General features: G+C 56.7%; 16 protein-coding genes and 1 riboswitch. Of the genes, 1 reads left to right on the top strand and 15 read right to left on the bottom strand.

The window, feature by feature from the left end:
* Positions 1–13: 13 nt before the first annotated feature.
* The 15 genes from cobT to NLX71_RS10270 all read right to left on the bottom strand — a co-directional run bounded on the left by cobT (position 14) and on the right by NLX71_RS10270 (position 14908).
* The gene (gene cobT, locus NLX71_RS10340; RefSeq protein ID WP_254363540.1) at positions 14–1096 is read right to left on the bottom strand and encodes a nicotinate-nucleotide--dimethylbenzimidazole phosphoribosyltransferase; all 1083 of its coding nucleotides are present in this window, start codon (positions 1094–1096) and stop codon (positions 14–16) included.
* Positions 1093–1875 (bottom strand): ABC transporter ATP-binding protein, encoded by a 783-nt coding sequence (locus NLX71_RS10335; protein WP_254363539.1) that lies wholly within the window; start codon positions 1873–1875, stop codon positions 1093–1095. Before NLX71_RS10335 ends, cobT begins: the two co-directional genes overlap by 4 nt.
* Positions 1876–2036: 161 nt before the next feature.
* Entirely contained in the window at positions 2037–3077 is a 1041-nt protein-coding gene (locus NLX71_RS10330) for a FecCD family ABC transporter permease (protein ID WP_254363538.1), read from the bottom strand.
* Between the two features lies 1 nt (position 3078).
* On the bottom strand, positions 3079–4104 hold the full coding sequence (locus NLX71_RS10325; protein ID WP_254363537.1) for an ABC transporter substrate-binding protein: 1026 nt from the start codon (positions 4102–4104) through the stop codon (positions 3079–3081).
* A gap of 180 nt (positions 4105–4284) precedes the next feature.
* Positions 4285–4486: riboswitch (cobalamin riboswitch) on the bottom strand.
* Positions 4487–4542: 56 nt separating this feature from the next.
* Positions 4543–5061 carry a hypothetical protein gene (locus tag NLX71_RS10320; protein WP_254363536.1) on the bottom strand — a complete coding sequence of 173 codons (519 nt, stop codon included), beginning with the start codon at positions 5059–5061 and terminating at the stop codon, positions 4543–4545.
* A gap of 125 nt (positions 5062–5186) precedes the next feature.
* Complete coding sequence (locus tag NLX71_RS10315) at positions 5187–5456, bottom strand: aspartyl-phosphate phosphatase Spo0E family protein (protein ID WP_254363535.1); 270 nt, start codon at positions 5454–5456, stop codon at positions 5187–5189.
* Between the two features lie 134 nt (positions 5457–5590).
* Positions 5591–6784, bottom strand: a complete 1194-nt coding sequence (locus NLX71_RS10310; protein ID WP_302058166.1) for an aminotransferase class I/II-fold pyridoxal phosphate-dependent enzyme — start codon at positions 6782–6784, stop codon at positions 5591–5593.
* A 15-nt stretch (positions 6785–6799) separates the two neighbouring features.
* A complete protein-coding gene (locus NLX71_RS10305) occupies positions 6800–7276 on the bottom strand; it encodes an Lrp/AsnC family transcriptional regulator (RefSeq protein ID WP_174551243.1) in 477 nt (158 codons plus the stop codon).
* 281 nt (positions 7277–7557) lie between these two features.
* Positions 7558–7854 carry a hypothetical protein gene (locus tag NLX71_RS10300; protein WP_254363534.1) on the bottom strand — a complete coding sequence of 99 codons (297 nt, stop codon included), beginning with the start codon at positions 7852–7854 and terminating at the stop codon, positions 7558–7560.
* Between the two features lie 155 nt (positions 7855–8009).
* Complete coding sequence (gene cysK, locus NLX71_RS10295; protein ID WP_254363533.1) at positions 8010–8939, bottom strand: cysteine synthase A; 930 nt, start codon at positions 8937–8939, stop codon at positions 8010–8012.
* A gap of 73 nt (positions 8940–9012) precedes the next feature.
* Positions 9013–10323: an MFS transporter gene (locus NLX71_RS10290; RefSeq protein ID WP_254363532.1), complete on the bottom strand. Its 1311-nt coding sequence runs from the start codon at positions 10321–10323 to the stop codon at positions 9013–9015.
* 125 nt (positions 10324–10448) lie between these two features.
* Positions 10449–10955, bottom strand: a complete 507-nt coding sequence (locus NLX71_RS10285; RefSeq protein ID WP_254363531.1) for a hypothetical protein — start codon at positions 10953–10955, stop codon at positions 10449–10451.
* 196 nt (positions 10956–11151) lie between these two features.
* A complete protein-coding gene (locus NLX71_RS10280; RefSeq protein WP_254363529.1) occupies positions 11152–11574 on the bottom strand; it encodes a DUF350 domain-containing protein in 423 nt (140 codons plus the stop codon).
* A gap of 91 nt (positions 11575–11665) precedes the next feature.
* Positions 11666–12346 (bottom strand): PspA/IM30 family protein, encoded by a 681-nt coding sequence (locus NLX71_RS10275; RefSeq protein ID WP_254363527.1) that lies wholly within the window; start codon positions 12344–12346, stop codon positions 11666–11668.
* Positions 12347–12520: 174 nt separating this feature from the next.
* Positions 12521–14908, bottom strand: coding sequence for an endonuclease MutS2 (locus NLX71_RS10270; RefSeq protein ID WP_254363526.1), 2388 nt, complete (start codon positions 14906–14908; stop codon positions 12521–12523).
* Between the two features lie 195 nt (positions 14909–15103).
* On the opposite strand from NLX71_RS10270, the gene NLX71_RS10265 reads away from it, so the two are divergent.
* Positions 15104–15472, top strand: coding sequence for a phage holin family protein (locus NLX71_RS10265; protein ID WP_254363525.1), 369 nt, complete (start codon positions 15104–15106; stop codon positions 15470–15472).
* Positions 15473–15485: the final 13 nt, after the last annotated feature.

The following is a 15485-nucleotide window of genomic DNA, read 5'->3' as shown; positions in this document are numbered from 1 at the left end:
CGTTGACCGGGGTTCATACGCCTGCCCGTTCCGATGCGCTCGTAACACCAGCATCCGCGAAGGTTGCCATCTCCTTCATAATACGGACCGCCGCTTCGATCATCGGGAACGCCAGCACCGCGCCGGTGCCTTCGCCCAGCCGCATATCCATGCGAAGCATCGGCGTCAGCCCGATCTCCGTTAGCAGGCGTCCATGGCCCTGCTCCTGCGAAAGGTGCGACGCGATCATATACGACGCGCTGAGCGGCGCCAGCTTTACCGCGACCAAGGCGGCGGCCGACGAGATGAAGCCGTCGATGACGACGGGGATGCGGCTCTGCGCCGCACCAAGAATAAGGCCGACCAATCCGGCGATCTCAAGGCCGCCTACTTTGGCGAGCGCATCCAGCGGATCGGAAGCGTCCGGCCGGTTCGTTTCAATCGCCCGGCGAATGACCGCCTGCTTGTGCAGCAGCCGCTCGTCGTCGATTCCGGTTCCGCGTCCGGCCGCAGCGGCGGGATCGGTCGCTCCGAGCACGGCCAACAGCGCCGAGCTGGCCGTCGTATTCCCGATGCCCATCTCGCCGGTAGCGAGCAGCCGATAGCCTTCGCCCGCCAGCTCTTGGGCTATTTCCACGCCGACCATGACCGCGGCTTCCGCCTCCGCTCGCGTCATCGCCGGTCCTTTCGCCATGTTGGCCGTGCCCATGCGAACCTTGCGCGAACGCAGCAGCGGATGCGACAGCTCGGCGTTGACGCCGATGTCCACGCAGACGACATCCGCCCCGGCCTGCCTTGAGAGCACATTGACGGCCGCCCCGCCGTTCAGGAAATTGAGCACCATCTGCGGCGTCACCTCGGCCGGAAAGGCGCTAACCCCTTCCTCGCATACGCCATGATCTCCCGCCATCACGACGACGGCTTTTCGCGTCAGCTCCGGCATCACCTCGCCGCGAATACCTGCGAGCTGCTTCGCGATTTCCTCCAGCCGTCCCAGACTGCCGGGCGGCTTGGTCAATTGGTCCAGTCTGCGGGCCGCCTCTTCCATGATCCCCGCATCAAGCGGCTGAATGTCCGATAGCACTTGTTGTAACCGGCTTTGATCCGACACGGTCATTCCCCTTTTCCGAGCAAAATTTGCGGCACTCCGCTGTCCGGGTGCCGAAGCACGTACGGACGCGTGCCGTATACGTTCTCCAAAAGATCGGCGCGCAGCACTTCCTCCGGCGTGCCGATTCCGGCTACTTCGCCGTTATAGAGCAGCATAAGCCGATCGCAATACTGCGCGGCCAAGTTCAAATCATGCAGCACCGAAATGACGGTCATCCCGCATTCCTGCTGCCATTGACGGACCCTGTCCATCAAGTCCACCTGGTATCCGATATCCAGAAAGGTCGTCGGTTCGTCCAGCAGCAGCAGCTTCGGCTCCTGCGCCATCGCTTTGCCCAGCGCCACCCGCTGCCGCTCGCCGCCGCTCAGCCCGTCGACCGTACGCTCCTCCAAGGGTCTGAGCTTCAGCCAATCGAGAATCCGCTCAATTAATGCTGCGGAATCCCCGGGCTCGTCCCCCAGCCAGTTTTGGTACGGGTAACGGCCCATCTCGACGATTTCGCGCACCGTGAACCCAAGCGGTGGCAGCGCATCCTGATGCAGCACGGCGAGCTGCCGGGCCAGCTCTTTGCGGGAGACGGCTTCCACTGGACGGCCGTCCAGCCTCACCGTTCCGGCGTCGGCACGCTCGGCGCCGGATATCATATGCAGCAGCGTCGATTTTCCGCTGCCGTTCGGGCCGAGAATGCCGAACCATTCGCCCGGCTCTACCGAGAAGCCAATTTGTCGAAGCACCGGCCTGCCGCCGAACGCTTTGGCCGCCTGCTCCACTTCCACCCGTATCACCCGCTTCGCTCCCCCTTTTTCCTGAAGTCCGATACATGAGGTGCGCCGTATGAACGGACTCCCTCCGGCCGTTATCCGCAGCAGCTATCTTGAACAACGCTCCACTTCCCCAAAACCATTCCCAACCGCACGCCCTGGCTCCAGACGCAGCGGCCCCGGCTTCATCCTTCCCGAGTCGCCCGCTTCCGCCGCCGCAGCAAATAAGCGAAGAAGGGCGCCCCCATAAAAGCCGTGACGACGCCGAGCGGAATTTCCGTCGGGCTGAGCAGCGTTCGCGCAAGCGTATCCGCCAACACGATATAGATCGCGCCTCCGATGAGCGACAGCGGCAGCAGCAGACGGTAATCCGGGCCGACCAGCAAGCGCAGCAGATGCGGCACGAGCAAGCCGACAAAAGCGATGACCCCGGACACGGATACCGCAGCGGCCGTAATCAAAGTGGAAGTGATCAAGACGACAAGCTTCGTCCGTTCTACGTGAACGCCCAGATGGGCCGCCTGCCGCTCGCCGAGAGCAAACAGATTCATGGCCCGCCCGAATCCGAGCAATATCGCCGCTCCGACAGCCAAATATGGAAACAGTATGAGCGAATAAGTCCATCCGCGCAGCGCCAGACTGCCCATCATCCAAAATACGATTTCATTAATGACCTGCTTGGACATCGAGACCATCAGCGAAACGAACGAACCGAGAAACGCCTGCATCACGACGCCGGACAAAATAACCGTTTCTATCCGCAGCTTACCTTCCGTCCGGGCCAGCAGCAGCACCGCGCTCAGCGCAAGCATCCCGGTCGCAAACGCGACAACCGGCACGCTCCATTCCCCGAGCAGCGAAAACTGCAGCCCGAACAAAATCAGGAAGGAAGCCCCCACGGATGCCCCCGACGAGACGCCGAGCGTGTACGGATCGGCAAGCGGATTGCGCAGCACGCCTTGAAATGCCGCGCCCGCCAGCCCCAGCGCAGCGCCGACCAGCAATCCGAGCGCCACCCTTGGCAGCCGTACCTTCCATATAATTTGCTCCGACGCCACGCTCCAAGTCTCGGGGATGCGCTCGCCAGGCCATGGAAGCTGATGCAGGAGGATACTCCATACATGCCCAAACGGCACGTTAACCGAACCGACGGACAGGGCAGCCGTCGCAGACAGCAGAAGCAGGACGATAGCGCCTCCGCCCCATATCCACAGCTTGCGCTTCATTTTATTTCACCAGATCCGGATAAATCCCTTTGGCGATCTCCACGAGTCCGGCCGTAATGCGCGGTCCTGGACGGCTGATCAAATCTTTGTCGACACCGGACAGCTTGCCCGACCGGACCGCTTCGATTTTGTCCCAGCCGCTGCGTTCGCGGATCAACTGGTCCATCGGCTTTTTCGACTTGTCGTCAACAATGCCATTGGGGTAAATGATCACCTGCGGATTATCCGCGATGACTTTCTCTTCGCTGATTTGAACATAGCCTTTCTCGCCGCCGGCTACATTGATCCCGCCGGACAGCGTGATCAATTCGTCGATAAATTCGCCTTTGCCGACCGTCCAGCCCGGAGAAAACTCGATGAACACCTTTTTCTTCTGCTCCGGCTTCAAATCCTTCACGGCATCGACGACCTTCTGACGGTCGGCTTTCATCGAATCGACGAGCTTTTGCGCCTGCTCCTGACGGTCGAAGATTTGCCCCATCATCAGCAGATTGTTCATCACGTCGTCCATCGTTTTTGGTTCAACCTTGAACATGTTAATTTTCAGCTCGCGCAGCTTGTCGACCACCTGCGGCTTCATCGACACCCCGGTCATCACCAGATCCGCATTGGCCCCGATCAGCGCTTCCTCATTCGGCTTGACGATGCTGCCCATCTTCGGCTTCGACTTCGCTTCCGCAGGGTAATCGCAGAAGTCCGATACGCCGACTACCTTATCCCCGAGACCCAGAGCGAAAAGCGATTCCGTTTCACTCGGCGAGGTGGACGCGATTCGCTCCGGCGCCTTCTCAAACACGAATTCCTTGCCCGTAGCATCCTTGATCTTCAAAGGATACGACGTTCGTTTGGCCGACGCCGCCGCTCCATCCTGCTTCGTACCATCGGCCTTCGGCGGATTGGCAAGCTCTCCCTGCCCCGGCGTCTTCGTCGCGCTTCCGCAGCCGGCCAGCGATGCGGACAACGCCAAGCTCAAGATCGCAGCTAACCATCGTTTGCGTAGAACCTTCGTTGTAAGTGTAGCTTTCATCTTCCAAAACTCCTCCGGATATATGGTATATTTTGTTTCCGCCTAAAACGAAAAAGGCCCCTCACCCCGGGAGCATCTCCGGGGCGAAGAGCACAGGCGGGCCGCCGCCCGCGATCCGCCTGTCCAAAGACGGCACACCACCGGTCGGCTGCCCGATTCCGCTCCTTTTCCTCGAAGGACGCTTCGCTTGCCGTTCAGGCAGGTTTCCTGACTTACAGGCTTCCTTCCGGAGCTCTCCGCCTTCCCGCTTTACATCAAGCAGTGGCTTATCGGAGAGCATTCGCCCGTTCACAGTGGCGGGACCGCGCCGGAATCGCACCGGCTTCCCTTTTAACTCGCAAGCTTCCATCCGCTCGCAAGCACCCGAACCGCTATTCGATTATTCGTTCGCTGCGGATTTCCATGGGCTTTTCCCCCACATTAGCATCGCCCGAACGGCTACTTCAGCGCAATGACTTTTAACACTTGCTTTGCTTTCTCCAGGTCCGGAGCACTCTGCGGAATGAACGCAAACAGCTCTTTGCCGTTCAATTGAAGCTCCTTGAACCAAAGGGACTTCTCCATCGGGATGCCGTACAGATGCTTCTCCTTCTTGTCGCCTACGGGAATTTCCATGACGCCTTCGGCAAAATCCTCCGGCTTCGCCACGTCGTCGAGCGACACGTATCCGCCCTGCTGCGCCATACCCTTGAACTGCTCCGCCGGTATAATGATTACCCCGTGCCCTCCGGCGGCAATTTCGACCATCATTTTCTCAAGCGAAAACAACGGCGACGTCACGACTTGAACGGTGGGCGTCTGTCCAATTTTGCTCAGCAGCGACGCTTGAAGCTTTTCCCCGATTTCCGTCGGAATCCCGCTCTTCCCCATTAAAAACACCGTCACGTCCGCCTTCGGTCCTCCGCAGCCCGCGAGCACGAAGATCAGCAGCAAACCGAGAAGCCATCTCCTTCTCATCGTTCCTTTGTCTCCCCCTCTAACCGTGCCGCTGGAAGCCCGTCTCGGCGGCTCTCTATCCATGTATCTTACCATAGTCGGGGCCACGCTTTCAAAGCTTTTTCGACAAAGCAAAAAAGGACCGCTCAACGTCGGTCCCCTTTGGGGCGGTTCATATATTCATTGATTTTGATATCCAACTGCATGCTGATTTCGACAACTTGGGGAGACGTTAGACTGTTCCCGTTCTGTACAAGCTGTTCCAGCTGACGCCGCAGCTTGTAGATGTCGTCTTCCAGCGAAACGGCGGATGAGGCCTGTTTTCTTTTTCCAAAAGTCCACTTGGCCTTGTGCTCGCTTTCGCGAATCCAGCCGACGTTCAGATATTGCCGAAGCTGATATTCCGGAAAAGCCATCCCCCATCCCTCCCACCGGTTCGTCGTCATCAGACCTAAGTTGACAAGTTTTATGATAAAGTCATCACATAAAACTTGCATACCTATAAGATACCAGTTTTTGGGGGATTTGAAAATGATTTATTTTGACGAAATTACAACTTTTTTATGAAATTTCCAATCCTGTCGATTGCTTCTGTCAATTGATTGACCGATGTCGCATACGAGCAGCGGATAAAGCCCTCTCCGCCGAGGCCGAATACATGTCCCGGCACCGCTGCGACCTTGGCTTCAAACAGCAGTCGCTGGGCGAATTCCTCCGAGCTCAGTCCCGTGGACTCGATGGAAGGGAAGGCGTAAAACGCGCCCTGAGGCTCATGGCACGGCAGGCCGATCTCCCGGAAGCCCTGGACGACCAAACGTCTCCGCTGGTTGTAGGACTCGACCATCTTGTCCTTCTCCTCCATCCCGTTCGTGAGCGCTTCGAGCGCAGCCACCTGCGCCATGGACGGAGCGCACATCACGGTATACTGATGGATTTTCAGCATCGCCGAAATGAGGTCCTGATGCCCGCAAGCATACCCCATCCGCCATCCGGTCATGGCGAACGCCTTGGAGAAGCCGCTCACGAGAATCGTGCGGTCCCGCATGCCCGGCATCGACGCGAAGCTGACATGCTTTTGCTCGTAGGTCAGCTCGGCATAGATTTCGTCGGAAATGACGATCAGGTCGTTCTCTTCCACAATTTTCGCGATCGGCAGCCAGTCCTCGTACGTCATGATGCCGCCGGTCGGGTTGCTCGGGTAGCACAGGATGAGCACCTTCGAGCGGGGCGTAATGACTGCTTTCAGCGCTTCCGGCTTCAGCTTGAACTGGTCCTTGGCGAACGTTTCGATTCCGACGGGAACGCCGCCGCTGATCCGTGCGATCGGACTGTAGGAAATGTAGGTCGGCTCCGGAATGAGAATTTCGTCTCCCGGGGCGATCAAAGCGCGCAGCGCAAGATCGATGGCCTCGCTGCCTCCGACCGTCACCATGACTTCGTCCGATGGCTCGTAGAGCAGTTGGAACGATTCGTACAAATATTCCGCGATCGCCTCGCGCAGCTCAAGCAGGCCGGCGTTAGGCGTATATTTCGTATTGCCGCGCTCTAACGAATAAACGCACGATTCCCGGACATGCCAAGGCGTACGAAAATCCGGCTCCCCGACGCCAAGAGAAATAATATCCTTGCTCCCGCTTACCAAGTCAAAAAACTTGCGAATCCCCGAAGGCGGTATTTCCTGCACGAGCGGCGCCAAATACCCGTGCATTGATTTGACCTGCTGTACCTGTTTTGACTCAATCATGCTTTTCAGCGTCCTTTACGGCGAGATTAAAAGGCGGCGGTCATCCTCATGATCTTCAAAGACGATTCCGTCTTGTTTGTATTTTTTAAGAATAAAATGCGTTTTGGTCGAAAGTACCCGGTCGATCGGAGACAGCTTGTTGGAAACGAACGACGCCACTTCCTTCAGCGTCTTCCCTTCGATTTCCACCAGCAGATCGTAGGCCCCCGACATCAAATAAACCGATTTGACTTCCGGATATAAGTAAATGCGCTCGGCAATCGCATCGAAGCCCCGCCCTCGCTCCGGCGTAATCTGCACTTCGATCAGGGCGGTGACCTTCTCATCGTCCACCTTGGCCCAGTTGACGACCGTCGCATATTTGACGATAATGTTCGCTTCCTCCAGCTCGCGGATGGCTTCCGCCACTTCGGCTTCGGACGCCCCCAGCATAGTCGCAATCAGAGCCGGCGTACGTCTTGCGTCTTCCTTCAGCAGATCGATGATTTTCATTTTGAATTGTTCCAATGACAACGCCCTCCTACTAGTTATACGAAGCAAACGGCCTCACCCGGCGAATCGACCGTGAGCCGGAAAGCCTGCGAGGTCGCAGCCTCGCAACGAGTGCCTGAACCAATGGCTTATTACTCCATATTACACCCGTCAACCACGCTTTGGCAAAGTAAAATTATGCGGGCTCGCCTTTGGACGGCCAACAGGGAACAGACTTCATCACACACAGCAAAAAACCCCCGAACGCTCGGAGGTCGGTAACGGCTTATGAGCAGCCCGTATCAGCAGTGACTCGGTACCGGGGAAACGGCCAGCAGTTTGCGCATGTAAGCTTCAATTTCCCGCCGTTCATAGCCGGGCCTGATTTTGCATTCAAACGCTTGCTGTCCGATGTCGTCGCTTACCAGCCGCCCGAGGCCGATCAGCACTCCTTGGTCGTAGGCCGCGATGACAGGGCCTCCGTCGCACAAAGCTTCGTAAGCCAGCGGTCGGCGCTCGCCGGTCCGTTCGGACACGGAGTCGATCAACTGCTGAAACTGCGCTTCGCCCGGAAACTCGTTATGCAGCGCGATTTTCATCCTTGGTTCCCTCTCTTCCATACTGCTTTTCGGTGTCGAGATTGATCTCTATTGATTATTATACATTTAGTTGCATATTTATTCAATACACCTCGCCCAGTTTACAAATAAAAATAAGCTTGCCCTTATCGGACAAGCCTGCGTTCTAAACAAAGTTAAAAAATGACCATGCTCAAATAGCGCTCCCCGGTATCCGGAGCAATGCACAGCACGCGCTTTCCGCGGCCGAGCTTGCGGGCGATTTGAAGCCCCGTCCATACCGACGCTCCGGCGGACGGGCCGACCAGAATGCCTTCGAGACGCGCCAGGTCCCGCGTCGTTTGCAGCGCATCCTCGTCGGATACCTGCACGATTTCGTCATAGACGCCGGTGTTCAAAATTTTCGGCACGAAGCCGGGGCTGGTGCCCACAAGCTTGTGCGGTCCCGGCTCGCCGCCCGACAAAACCGGAGAGCCTTGCGGCTCGACGACGTAGATTTGCATTCCCGGAAGCTTCTCACGAAGCACTTCGCCCGTGCCTGTAATCGTGCCGCCCGTACCGGCCGTCGCAACGAACGCATCCAGCCGCCCTTCCATCTGCTCGATGATTTCCAGCGCCGTCGTCGTCCGGTGAATGTCCGGATTCGCCTGATTCTCAAACTGCTGAGGGATGAAGCTGTTCGGAATTTGCGCCTGCAGCTCCACCGCCTTGCGGATCGCGCCGGACATCCGCTGCTCCGCGGGCGTCAACACAACCTCCGCTCCGTATGCTTTCAGCAGATTGATCCGCTCTTTCGTCATGTTGTCCGGCATGACCAGAATCGCCTTGTAGCCCTTGGCCGCGGCATTCATCGCCAGGCCAATCCCGGTATTGCCGCTGGTCGGCTCGATAATCGTCGCGCCCGGGCCGATCAGGCCTTCCTTCTCCGCCTGCGCGATCAGATTGAACGCCGCGCGGTCCTTGACGCTTCCGCTCGGGTTGAAATATTCCAGCTTCACATACAGCTCCGCATCGTTTTCCTGAACGAGCCTGCGGATGCGCACGGCCGGCGTGTCGCCGATCAGCTCCGTAATGCTGTTCACCATTTTTCCGGTAGTCCTCTTCATGCTGCCTGCCGCTCCCTTCCCTATCCCTCTTATTTTATCGGGAAGGTATGGTTTTAGCAAGGCTAACGGGAGTTCACGCCATCTCCGCTTTGCGCATCCAATACCATACGGCGAGCGGCGAGCTGCCGATGCCGAGCAGCAGCCAGTTCATGGCGGCGGCCGACTGCGTAAACGATACGACGGCAATAAACACAGCGGTGCCGAGCAATCTGCCCGTATTCAGCGCCAGCTCCCGCATAACGATATACTCCTCCCGCTTCTTCACGCTCTCCTCCTCCCGCCCGATGAGATCGAAGACGATGGAGGTCATAGGAATGCCGTACAGCGGGTAAAAGACAGCCGCGCCCACCCCGAACAGCAGCAGCGTAAAGAAATTGACTTTCCAAAAAAACGGTAAAATAACAAGCACCAGCATCACCGCGCCGAGCAGCATCGCTTTCCCCCGAAATCGGGGCTTGAGCAGCTTGCCCGCCACCAAAAAACTAAGCAGCGCTACCGCAGAAGTGATAAACGAGAAATTGCCCAGCGACATCTCGCTCCCCGTATGAACGTACACCAGCAGCCCGATCATGAAGCCGAATACGCCCTCCCGCACGCCTTGGGCCGCAAGCGCAAGCCCGACCTTGCGCCAAGCCGTATCCTGATATCTCAAGCATCGCCAGGCCAGAAACCATTCGTAGGTCCCGGACGTTTTACGCTTTTTCAAGAAAAAGCTGAAAATCACCCCGACCACAAACACAATCAGCGACAAGGTAAAAATGAGCCGGTAGCCCGTCGCCGCTTGCATCCGGACGATCAAATAACCGGAAATCCAAGGCGCGATCATCCCGGCGCCCGATCCGAGCAGGCCCGCCCATCCATTGAACCGGTCGCGGTCATCCGGGCCCGTCACCTCGAAGTAGACGACGTTGAACGCAATCCAGAACAAGCCCGATGACAGGCCTTGAACGGCTCCGAGCAGCACGAAATAGTCTGCCGCTCTCCCTCCGAACCACAGCACCAGCATGTAAAAGACAGCCGCAGCCGCAACCCCCGTGCGCAAGCAGTTCATTTTGTTATGCTCTTTGACCCATTTGCCCGCAATCCAGAACGTTAGCGCCATCGTCAAATGATGAACGAGCGTAAACCATCCGATAACCGTAAAATCATGCTTCGCTTTCCATAGATACACATTGACGAACGTGCCGGACAGGGCGTTGGCCGTGGCAAACAAGCCGTTCACCGTCAGAAGTAGCCGGGATTGCCCTGACAACAGGCCGCCTTTTTTCTTCTCCGGCTCTTCTCCGGCCGGGCCTGCCTGCACCACGTCACGCCAGTTGTGCTCCCCCGCTCGATCCTTGCCTCGCACCCAATCGTGCGGAAAATGTTTAGCTCCGGAATGCATGCTCTCACCTTGTATCCGTAATGTCTTAGTTAAGCTTCCCTGTTCGGCGGAAATCATGAATGAAGGCCAAAAAAAGGAACCCGGATGCCGGCAAACGCCTGCTCCGAATTCCTTTTTAGTTATTCTTATTTCTTGGTTCCATGCTCCCGAAGCTGCTCGACCAACGCGAGCCGGTCTGTTTCCGTCAACTGCCGTTCAACTTTGAAGCAGGACGGGCACAAGTAAACCTGAACGCCGAATGAAGCTTGAAGCGGCTTGGCAAGCGCCGGATGCACGAACGGAACAAAGGCCTCCGAAGCCGGTTCGGTGCCGGCCAGCAGCATAAAGCTGTGGCAGGATGAACATTCCGGCGCTTCCTCTTGACTGTCCAGCAGCTGCTGAACGCCTTCCCCGTAGTCGTCTGCCAGCTGCAGTTCCTCATCCGACAACTCCAGCTCGTTATCCGGTTCTTCCTCATCGTCATATTGGATACCCGACTCGGAACTCTCCACCTGCAAATTAAGGCTGCGGTACTCGCCCAGCTCGTTAAAGCAGTGCGGACATTCCTCTTCCGGACCGATTTCCGGGTCCCATACGATCTCCGTATGGCACCACGGGCAAACCTGATTCTCTGATTGTGACAAACGCGTCATCCCCCTTAGCGGCGGCGGGTGAAGGTCTGTTTTACGCCTTCACGCTATGCAAATTTAATAAAATAGTAAACGCCCGCGCCCAAAAAAACAAGCGCAAGCGCAAGTAAAGTGCCCCATAAATATTTCACAAGGACTCTTCCTCCTCCGGTCTTGAAGAACGATCCGATTGTGGCCGGCCCTTCGCCGGCCCCCGGCATCAGGTCACGCTGGCGCCGATCACATAGGACAGCGAAACTGAAATGACCATGGAAAGAAAGCCTACGGCCCGGTTGTCTTTCTGGATTTGCTCGTCGATTTTGAAATACGGCGTCAAAAACTCAAAAATAAAATAACCCACCAGCAGCAGTACATAGCCGTACACTGCCCAAATCAACGAATGCAGCACCGAATCGTTATTCAAGATCGCAAAACGGAACAGGTTGCATATCCCGAATATTTTGCCTCCGGTCGCCATCGCTACCGACAAGTTGCCGTTCTTGATCTCGTCCCAATCCTTATACTTCGTTACCAGCTCGAAAATCGCCAAAAAGACAATCAGCGCCAGCACGGCGATCGAAAAAAACGCCAGCGTCTCAACATAAGGGTTGCTCAGCAAAAAATCCACCTCTTTATCCGCCATAAACAATCCACCCTGCCTTTCGCCTCAATCAAGGTGAGTTTTTAACATCGAAGAGACTGAAGGCGTCAGGCCTTCAGTCTCTTTATGTCGCTTACTCCGCTTGCTTCTTGGCCGCCAGCTTCGCACGAAGCGCTGCCAGTTCATCGTCGACGCCGGTGTTTTTGTTGAGCGCTTCGAACTCGTCGTCGAGGCTCTTGTCTTTGGACCGCAGCTCGTTGCTCGCTTCAGCCTGCGCTTCAAGCTCCATCACCTTTTGGCTCATCCGGTCGAAGCCTTTCGCCGCATTGTCGGTACCGAAGCCGTTCATCGCCTGGTTGATTTGCTTTTGGGCCTTGGCTGCTTCCGCACGGGCTACCAAAATATCCTTTTTGTTCTTCATCTTGCTGAATTCGTCCTTCATCTCGGACAATTGGTTACGCAGACGATCGGCGTTGGCTTTCGCCGTATCGTATTGCTGCTTCATTTCGTCAAAGCGCAATTGATGCTCTTTCTTGTCCTGCAGCGCGCGGCGGGCCAAATCCTCGTTGCCGGATTCCAGCGCCTTGAGCGCTTGCTCCTCGCGTTTTTGAACCATTTCCTGCGCTTCCTCGTACTGCTGCTTGAACTTCTTCTCGATCGCGATTTGCTTTGCAACCGCCGACTCGGCTTCCAAAATATCTTCTTCCATATCCCGAAGGAACTGATTGAGCATTTTTACCGGGTCTTCCGCTTTGTCCAGAAGATCGTTAATCGAAGCCATCGTCATGTCACGCAATCTTTTGAAAATTCCCATGTTAAAATTCCTCCTGTACGGTGGTTTGAACATATCGCTTCAGCCTGCAGAGCTTCACAAACATCGATGCTTACACTCGTATATACGGAAGATGCGGGCCAGAGTTTCAGTTGTCGAAAAAATTTTTTAAGATGAGTGCGGTCCCGCTGAAACCGAAGGAAGAGCGGGCTGCTTCTATTTCAGCTCGGCCACGGTGACCCCTGCGCCGCCTTCGTTGTAAGCTCCCATGCGGAAGCTCTTGACGTGCTTATGCTTGCGCAAAAATTCTTGAATGCCGGTCCGCAGCACACCGGTGCCTTTGCCGTGAATGATGAACACCTGGCCGAAATTGGCCAAGTACGATTCGTCCAGGAAGCGGTCCACTTCGATGATCGCTTCTTCCACATTGGCCCCGCGCAAATCCAGCTCCATCTTGGCGTTCTCGTCGCGCGTCCGCTTCAGGCTGGAAGTAGCCTGCTGCTGCGGCTTTTTCTGGGCGGAGGCTTGCTTCAGCAGCTCCAGGTCCGCTTTGTTCACTTTCATCTTGAGAATACCGAGCTGTACGGTGAATTCCGTCTCGCTCACGACCTCGACCACATGTCCCCGCTGACCGAGATTCGTCACCAGCACTTCGTCGCCCGGCTCGATACGGTCGGCTTTTTTGCGCGGCGTACCGGCCTTGGACTTGCTTCGGAGCTCGGGAGCGGCATAGTTCATCCGCTTTTTCAGCTCGCTGAGCTTATGATCCTTCACTCCGCCCGCTTCCTCGCGCTGGATTCTGCGGAGCTCGGTGATGATCTCGTCGGCTTCGCGGCGGGCTTTCGCCACCGCCTCCTCCGCCTCGCGCTCCGCACGCTCGAACAGCTTATCCTTCTGCTCCTCGAAGCGCCGGCGTTCGGCGGCAAGCTGCTCGCGCAGCGTTTCGACTTCGCGGCGGTTTCGCTCCGCCGATTCGCGCTCGGCCTCGGCCTGCAGCCGGTTCTCTTCGAGCGTGGCGATCATCGATTCAACGCGCTGATCCTCCTCGCCGACCTGGCCGCGGGCATGATCGATAATCGTTTTCGCCAGACCGAGGCGCTCCGCGATCGCAAACGCGTTGCTTCGCCCGGGAACGCCTACAAGCAGCCGATACGTCGGACTCAGCGTCTGCACGTCGAACTCCATGCTGGCGTTGATGACGCCCTGTCGGTCGAAGGCATAAGCCTTCAGCTCGCTGTAGTGCGTCGTCGCTACGATCCGGCAGCCCATCCGGTGCATATGCTCCAGGATCGATATGGCCAGCGCCGAGCCTTCCGCAGGATCGGTTCCGGCTCCCAGCTCATCGAGCAGCACAAGGCTCTTGGGCGTCATTTCTTTGAGAATCCGGATAATATTGGTCATATGGCTGGAAAACGTACTGAGATTCTGCTCAATGCTTTGCTCGTCCCCGATATCCGCATAGATCGCATCGAATACGCAAAGCTGGCTGCCCTCCTCGGCCGGGATGAACAGCCCCGCCATCGCCATGAGCGACAGCAGACCGATCGTCTTGAGCGAAACGGTCTTGCCGCCCGTATTCGGTCCGGTCACAATGATCGTGGAATAGCGGTTGCCCAGCTCCACGTCAAGAGGAACGACCCTTTCCGCGGGAATGAGCGGATGCCTTCCGCGCTTGAGCTTAATGAAACCGCGGTCGTTGAGCAGCGGCAGCGTCGCCTTCATCTCTCGCGCGACGCCCGCTTTGGCGAAAATAAAGTCAAGCTCCGTTAACGACTCTACGTTAACGAGCAGCGTTTCTGTGCTATCCGCTACGAGGGCGGACAGTATGCGGAGAATTTTCTCGACCTCCGCCTCTTCTTTCAGCTTTAATTCACGCACGCGATTGTTCATTTGCACGACCGCTTCCGGCTCGATAAACAGCGTCGCCCCGGAAGCTGATTGATCGTGAATCATGCCGCCGAAATGACCGCGGTATTCCTGTTTTACGGGAATGACGTACCGGTCTCCCCGGATCGTTACGATATTGTCCTGCAGCATCTTTTGAATGGACGGCGTGCGCACCATTTGTTCCAGCCGCTCGCGGGCTTTCGATTCGCTCGACCGCAGCTCTTGACGGATTTTCAGCAGCTCCGGGCTTGCGGTATCCATCACTTGAGCGTTCTCGTCGACGCACCCGCGAATCCGTTCTTCCAAGTCCTTATGGTCCGTCATCGGCTCAAGCAGGTCAAGCAGCAGCGGAATGGCGTAATCTTCGTTCGTCGCTTCCAGAAACCTGCGCAGCCGGCGGCCGCCTTGATTCGTCATCGCAATATCCAACAGCTCAACCGGGTTCAGCATGCCGCCGATCCGCGCCCGATGGACCGCAGCCCGGATGTCGCGGATGCCGCCAAACGGCGCGCCGCCCTTCAAGCGGTCCACGTTGACCGCTTCGTCGGTCGCTTGCAGTCTGCGCTTCACTTCATGAAAATCGCCGCTTGGTTCAAGCTCCTCCACCCGGCCTTTGCCGAGCGATGTCGCAGCATGGTTCGCGCAACGCTCGAGCACCACCCGAAAATCCAGCGTCGCCAATATTTTTTGATTGTATGATGTCTTGTTCGTATTCATGGTTTTCGTTATAGAAACCTACCTTTCTTGCCGGTAAAAGCTCTCTTCATTGCTATTATATCCAAGTCGGGGAAGTAAAGCTAATGAATTTCCGCTAAGCATTGCCACTTATAAAGCCGAAGACTTGGGAAAACCTATGAGGAGCACCGAAAGCGTTTGATGAGTACCGCAAAGACACGAAGGAGGAACTTCACGATGCACTTGCTTGGACATCTCGTCAGGTTTATCGTTTCCGCCTTAATGCTGCTGATTGTCAGTTGGATCGTTCCCGGCTTTAAGGTCGGAGGGTTCTGGAGCGCCTTTTTCCTGGCCTTGGTCATCGCGATCGCGGCGTGGGTCATTGAAGGAATATTTGGCAGAAAGATCACTCCGTTCGGCCGGGGGGTTATCGGTTTTCTAACGAGCGCACTAATCATTTGGCTCGCCCAGTTTATCGTGAGCGGCGTATCGACAAGCATTATCGGTGCAATCTTGGCTGCCTTGGTTATCGGAATCATCGACCTGTTCATTCCGGCGAAAACACCGTTTGAGCAAGGTCGTTCCGGTCGTGAGAACGCCAAGTAAGCAAGTCGGCCGC

The sequence above is a fragment of the Paenibacillus sp. MZ04-78.2 genome (genome assembly GCF_024213375.1).
Taxonomy (GTDB): Bacteria; Bacillota; Bacilli; order Paenibacillales; family NBRC-103111; genus Paenibacillus_G.
This window is presented reverse-complemented; position numbering and strand designations above follow the sequence as displayed.

What these genes read in the sequence shown, in the direction of transcription:
- cobT (WP_254363540.1), bottom strand. Translation starts at nt 1,096, where the DNA reads ATGACCGTGTCGGATCAAAGCCGGTTACAACAAGTGCTATCGGACATT.
- NLX71_RS10330 (WP_254363538.1), bottom strand. Translation starts at nt 3,077, where the DNA reads ATGAAGCGCAAGCTGTGGATATGGGGCGGAGGCGCTATCGTCCTGCTT.
- NLX71_RS10325 (WP_254363537.1), bottom strand. Translation starts at nt 4,104, where the DNA reads ATGAAAGCTACACTTACAACGAAGGTTCTACGCAAACGATGGTTAGCT.
- NLX71_RS10320 (WP_254363536.1), bottom strand. Translation starts at nt 5,061, where the DNA reads ATGAGAAGGAGATGGCTTCTCGGTTTGCTGCTGATCTTCGTGCTCGCG.
- NLX71_RS10315 (WP_254363535.1), bottom strand. Translation starts at nt 5,456, where the DNA reads ATGGCTTTTCCGGAATATCAGCTTCGGCAATATCTGAACGTCGGCTGG.
- NLX71_RS10310 (WP_302058166.1), bottom strand. Translation starts at nt 6,784, where the DNA reads ATGATTGAGTCAAAACAGGTACAGCAGGTCAAATCAATGCACGGGTAT.
- NLX71_RS10305 (WP_174551243.1), bottom strand. Translation starts at nt 7,276, where the DNA reads ATGAAAATCATCGATCTGCTGAAGGAAGACGCAAGACGTACGCCGGCT.
- NLX71_RS10300 (WP_254363534.1), bottom strand. Translation starts at nt 7,854, where the DNA reads ATGAAAATCGCGCTGCATAACGAGTTTCCGGGCGAAGCGCAGTTTCAG.
- cysK (WP_254363533.1), bottom strand. Translation starts at nt 8,939, where the DNA reads ATGAAGAGGACTACCGGAAAAATGGTGAACAGCATTACGGAGCTGATC.
- NLX71_RS10290 (WP_254363532.1), bottom strand. Translation starts at nt 10,323, where the DNA reads ATGCATTCCGGAGCTAAACATTTTCCGCACGATTGGGTGCGAGGCAAG.
- NLX71_RS10285 (WP_254363531.1), bottom strand. Translation starts at nt 10,955, where the DNA reads ATGACGCGTTTGTCACAATCAGAGAATCAGGTTTGCCCGTGGTGCCAT.
- NLX71_RS10280 (WP_254363529.1), bottom strand. Translation starts at nt 11,574, where the DNA reads ATGGCGGATAAAGAGGTGGATTTTTTGCTGAGCAACCCTTATGTTGAG.
- NLX71_RS10275 (WP_254363527.1), bottom strand. Translation starts at nt 12,346, where the DNA reads ATGGGAATTTTCAAAAGATTGCGTGACATGACGATGGCTTCGATTAAC.
- NLX71_RS10270 (WP_254363526.1), bottom strand. Translation starts at nt 14,908, where the DNA reads ATGAATACGAACAAGACATCATACAATCAAAAAATATTGGCGACGCTG.
- NLX71_RS10265 (WP_254363525.1), top strand. Translation starts at nt 15,104, where the DNA reads ATGCACTTGCTTGGACATCTCGTCAGGTTTATCGTTTCCGCCTTAATG.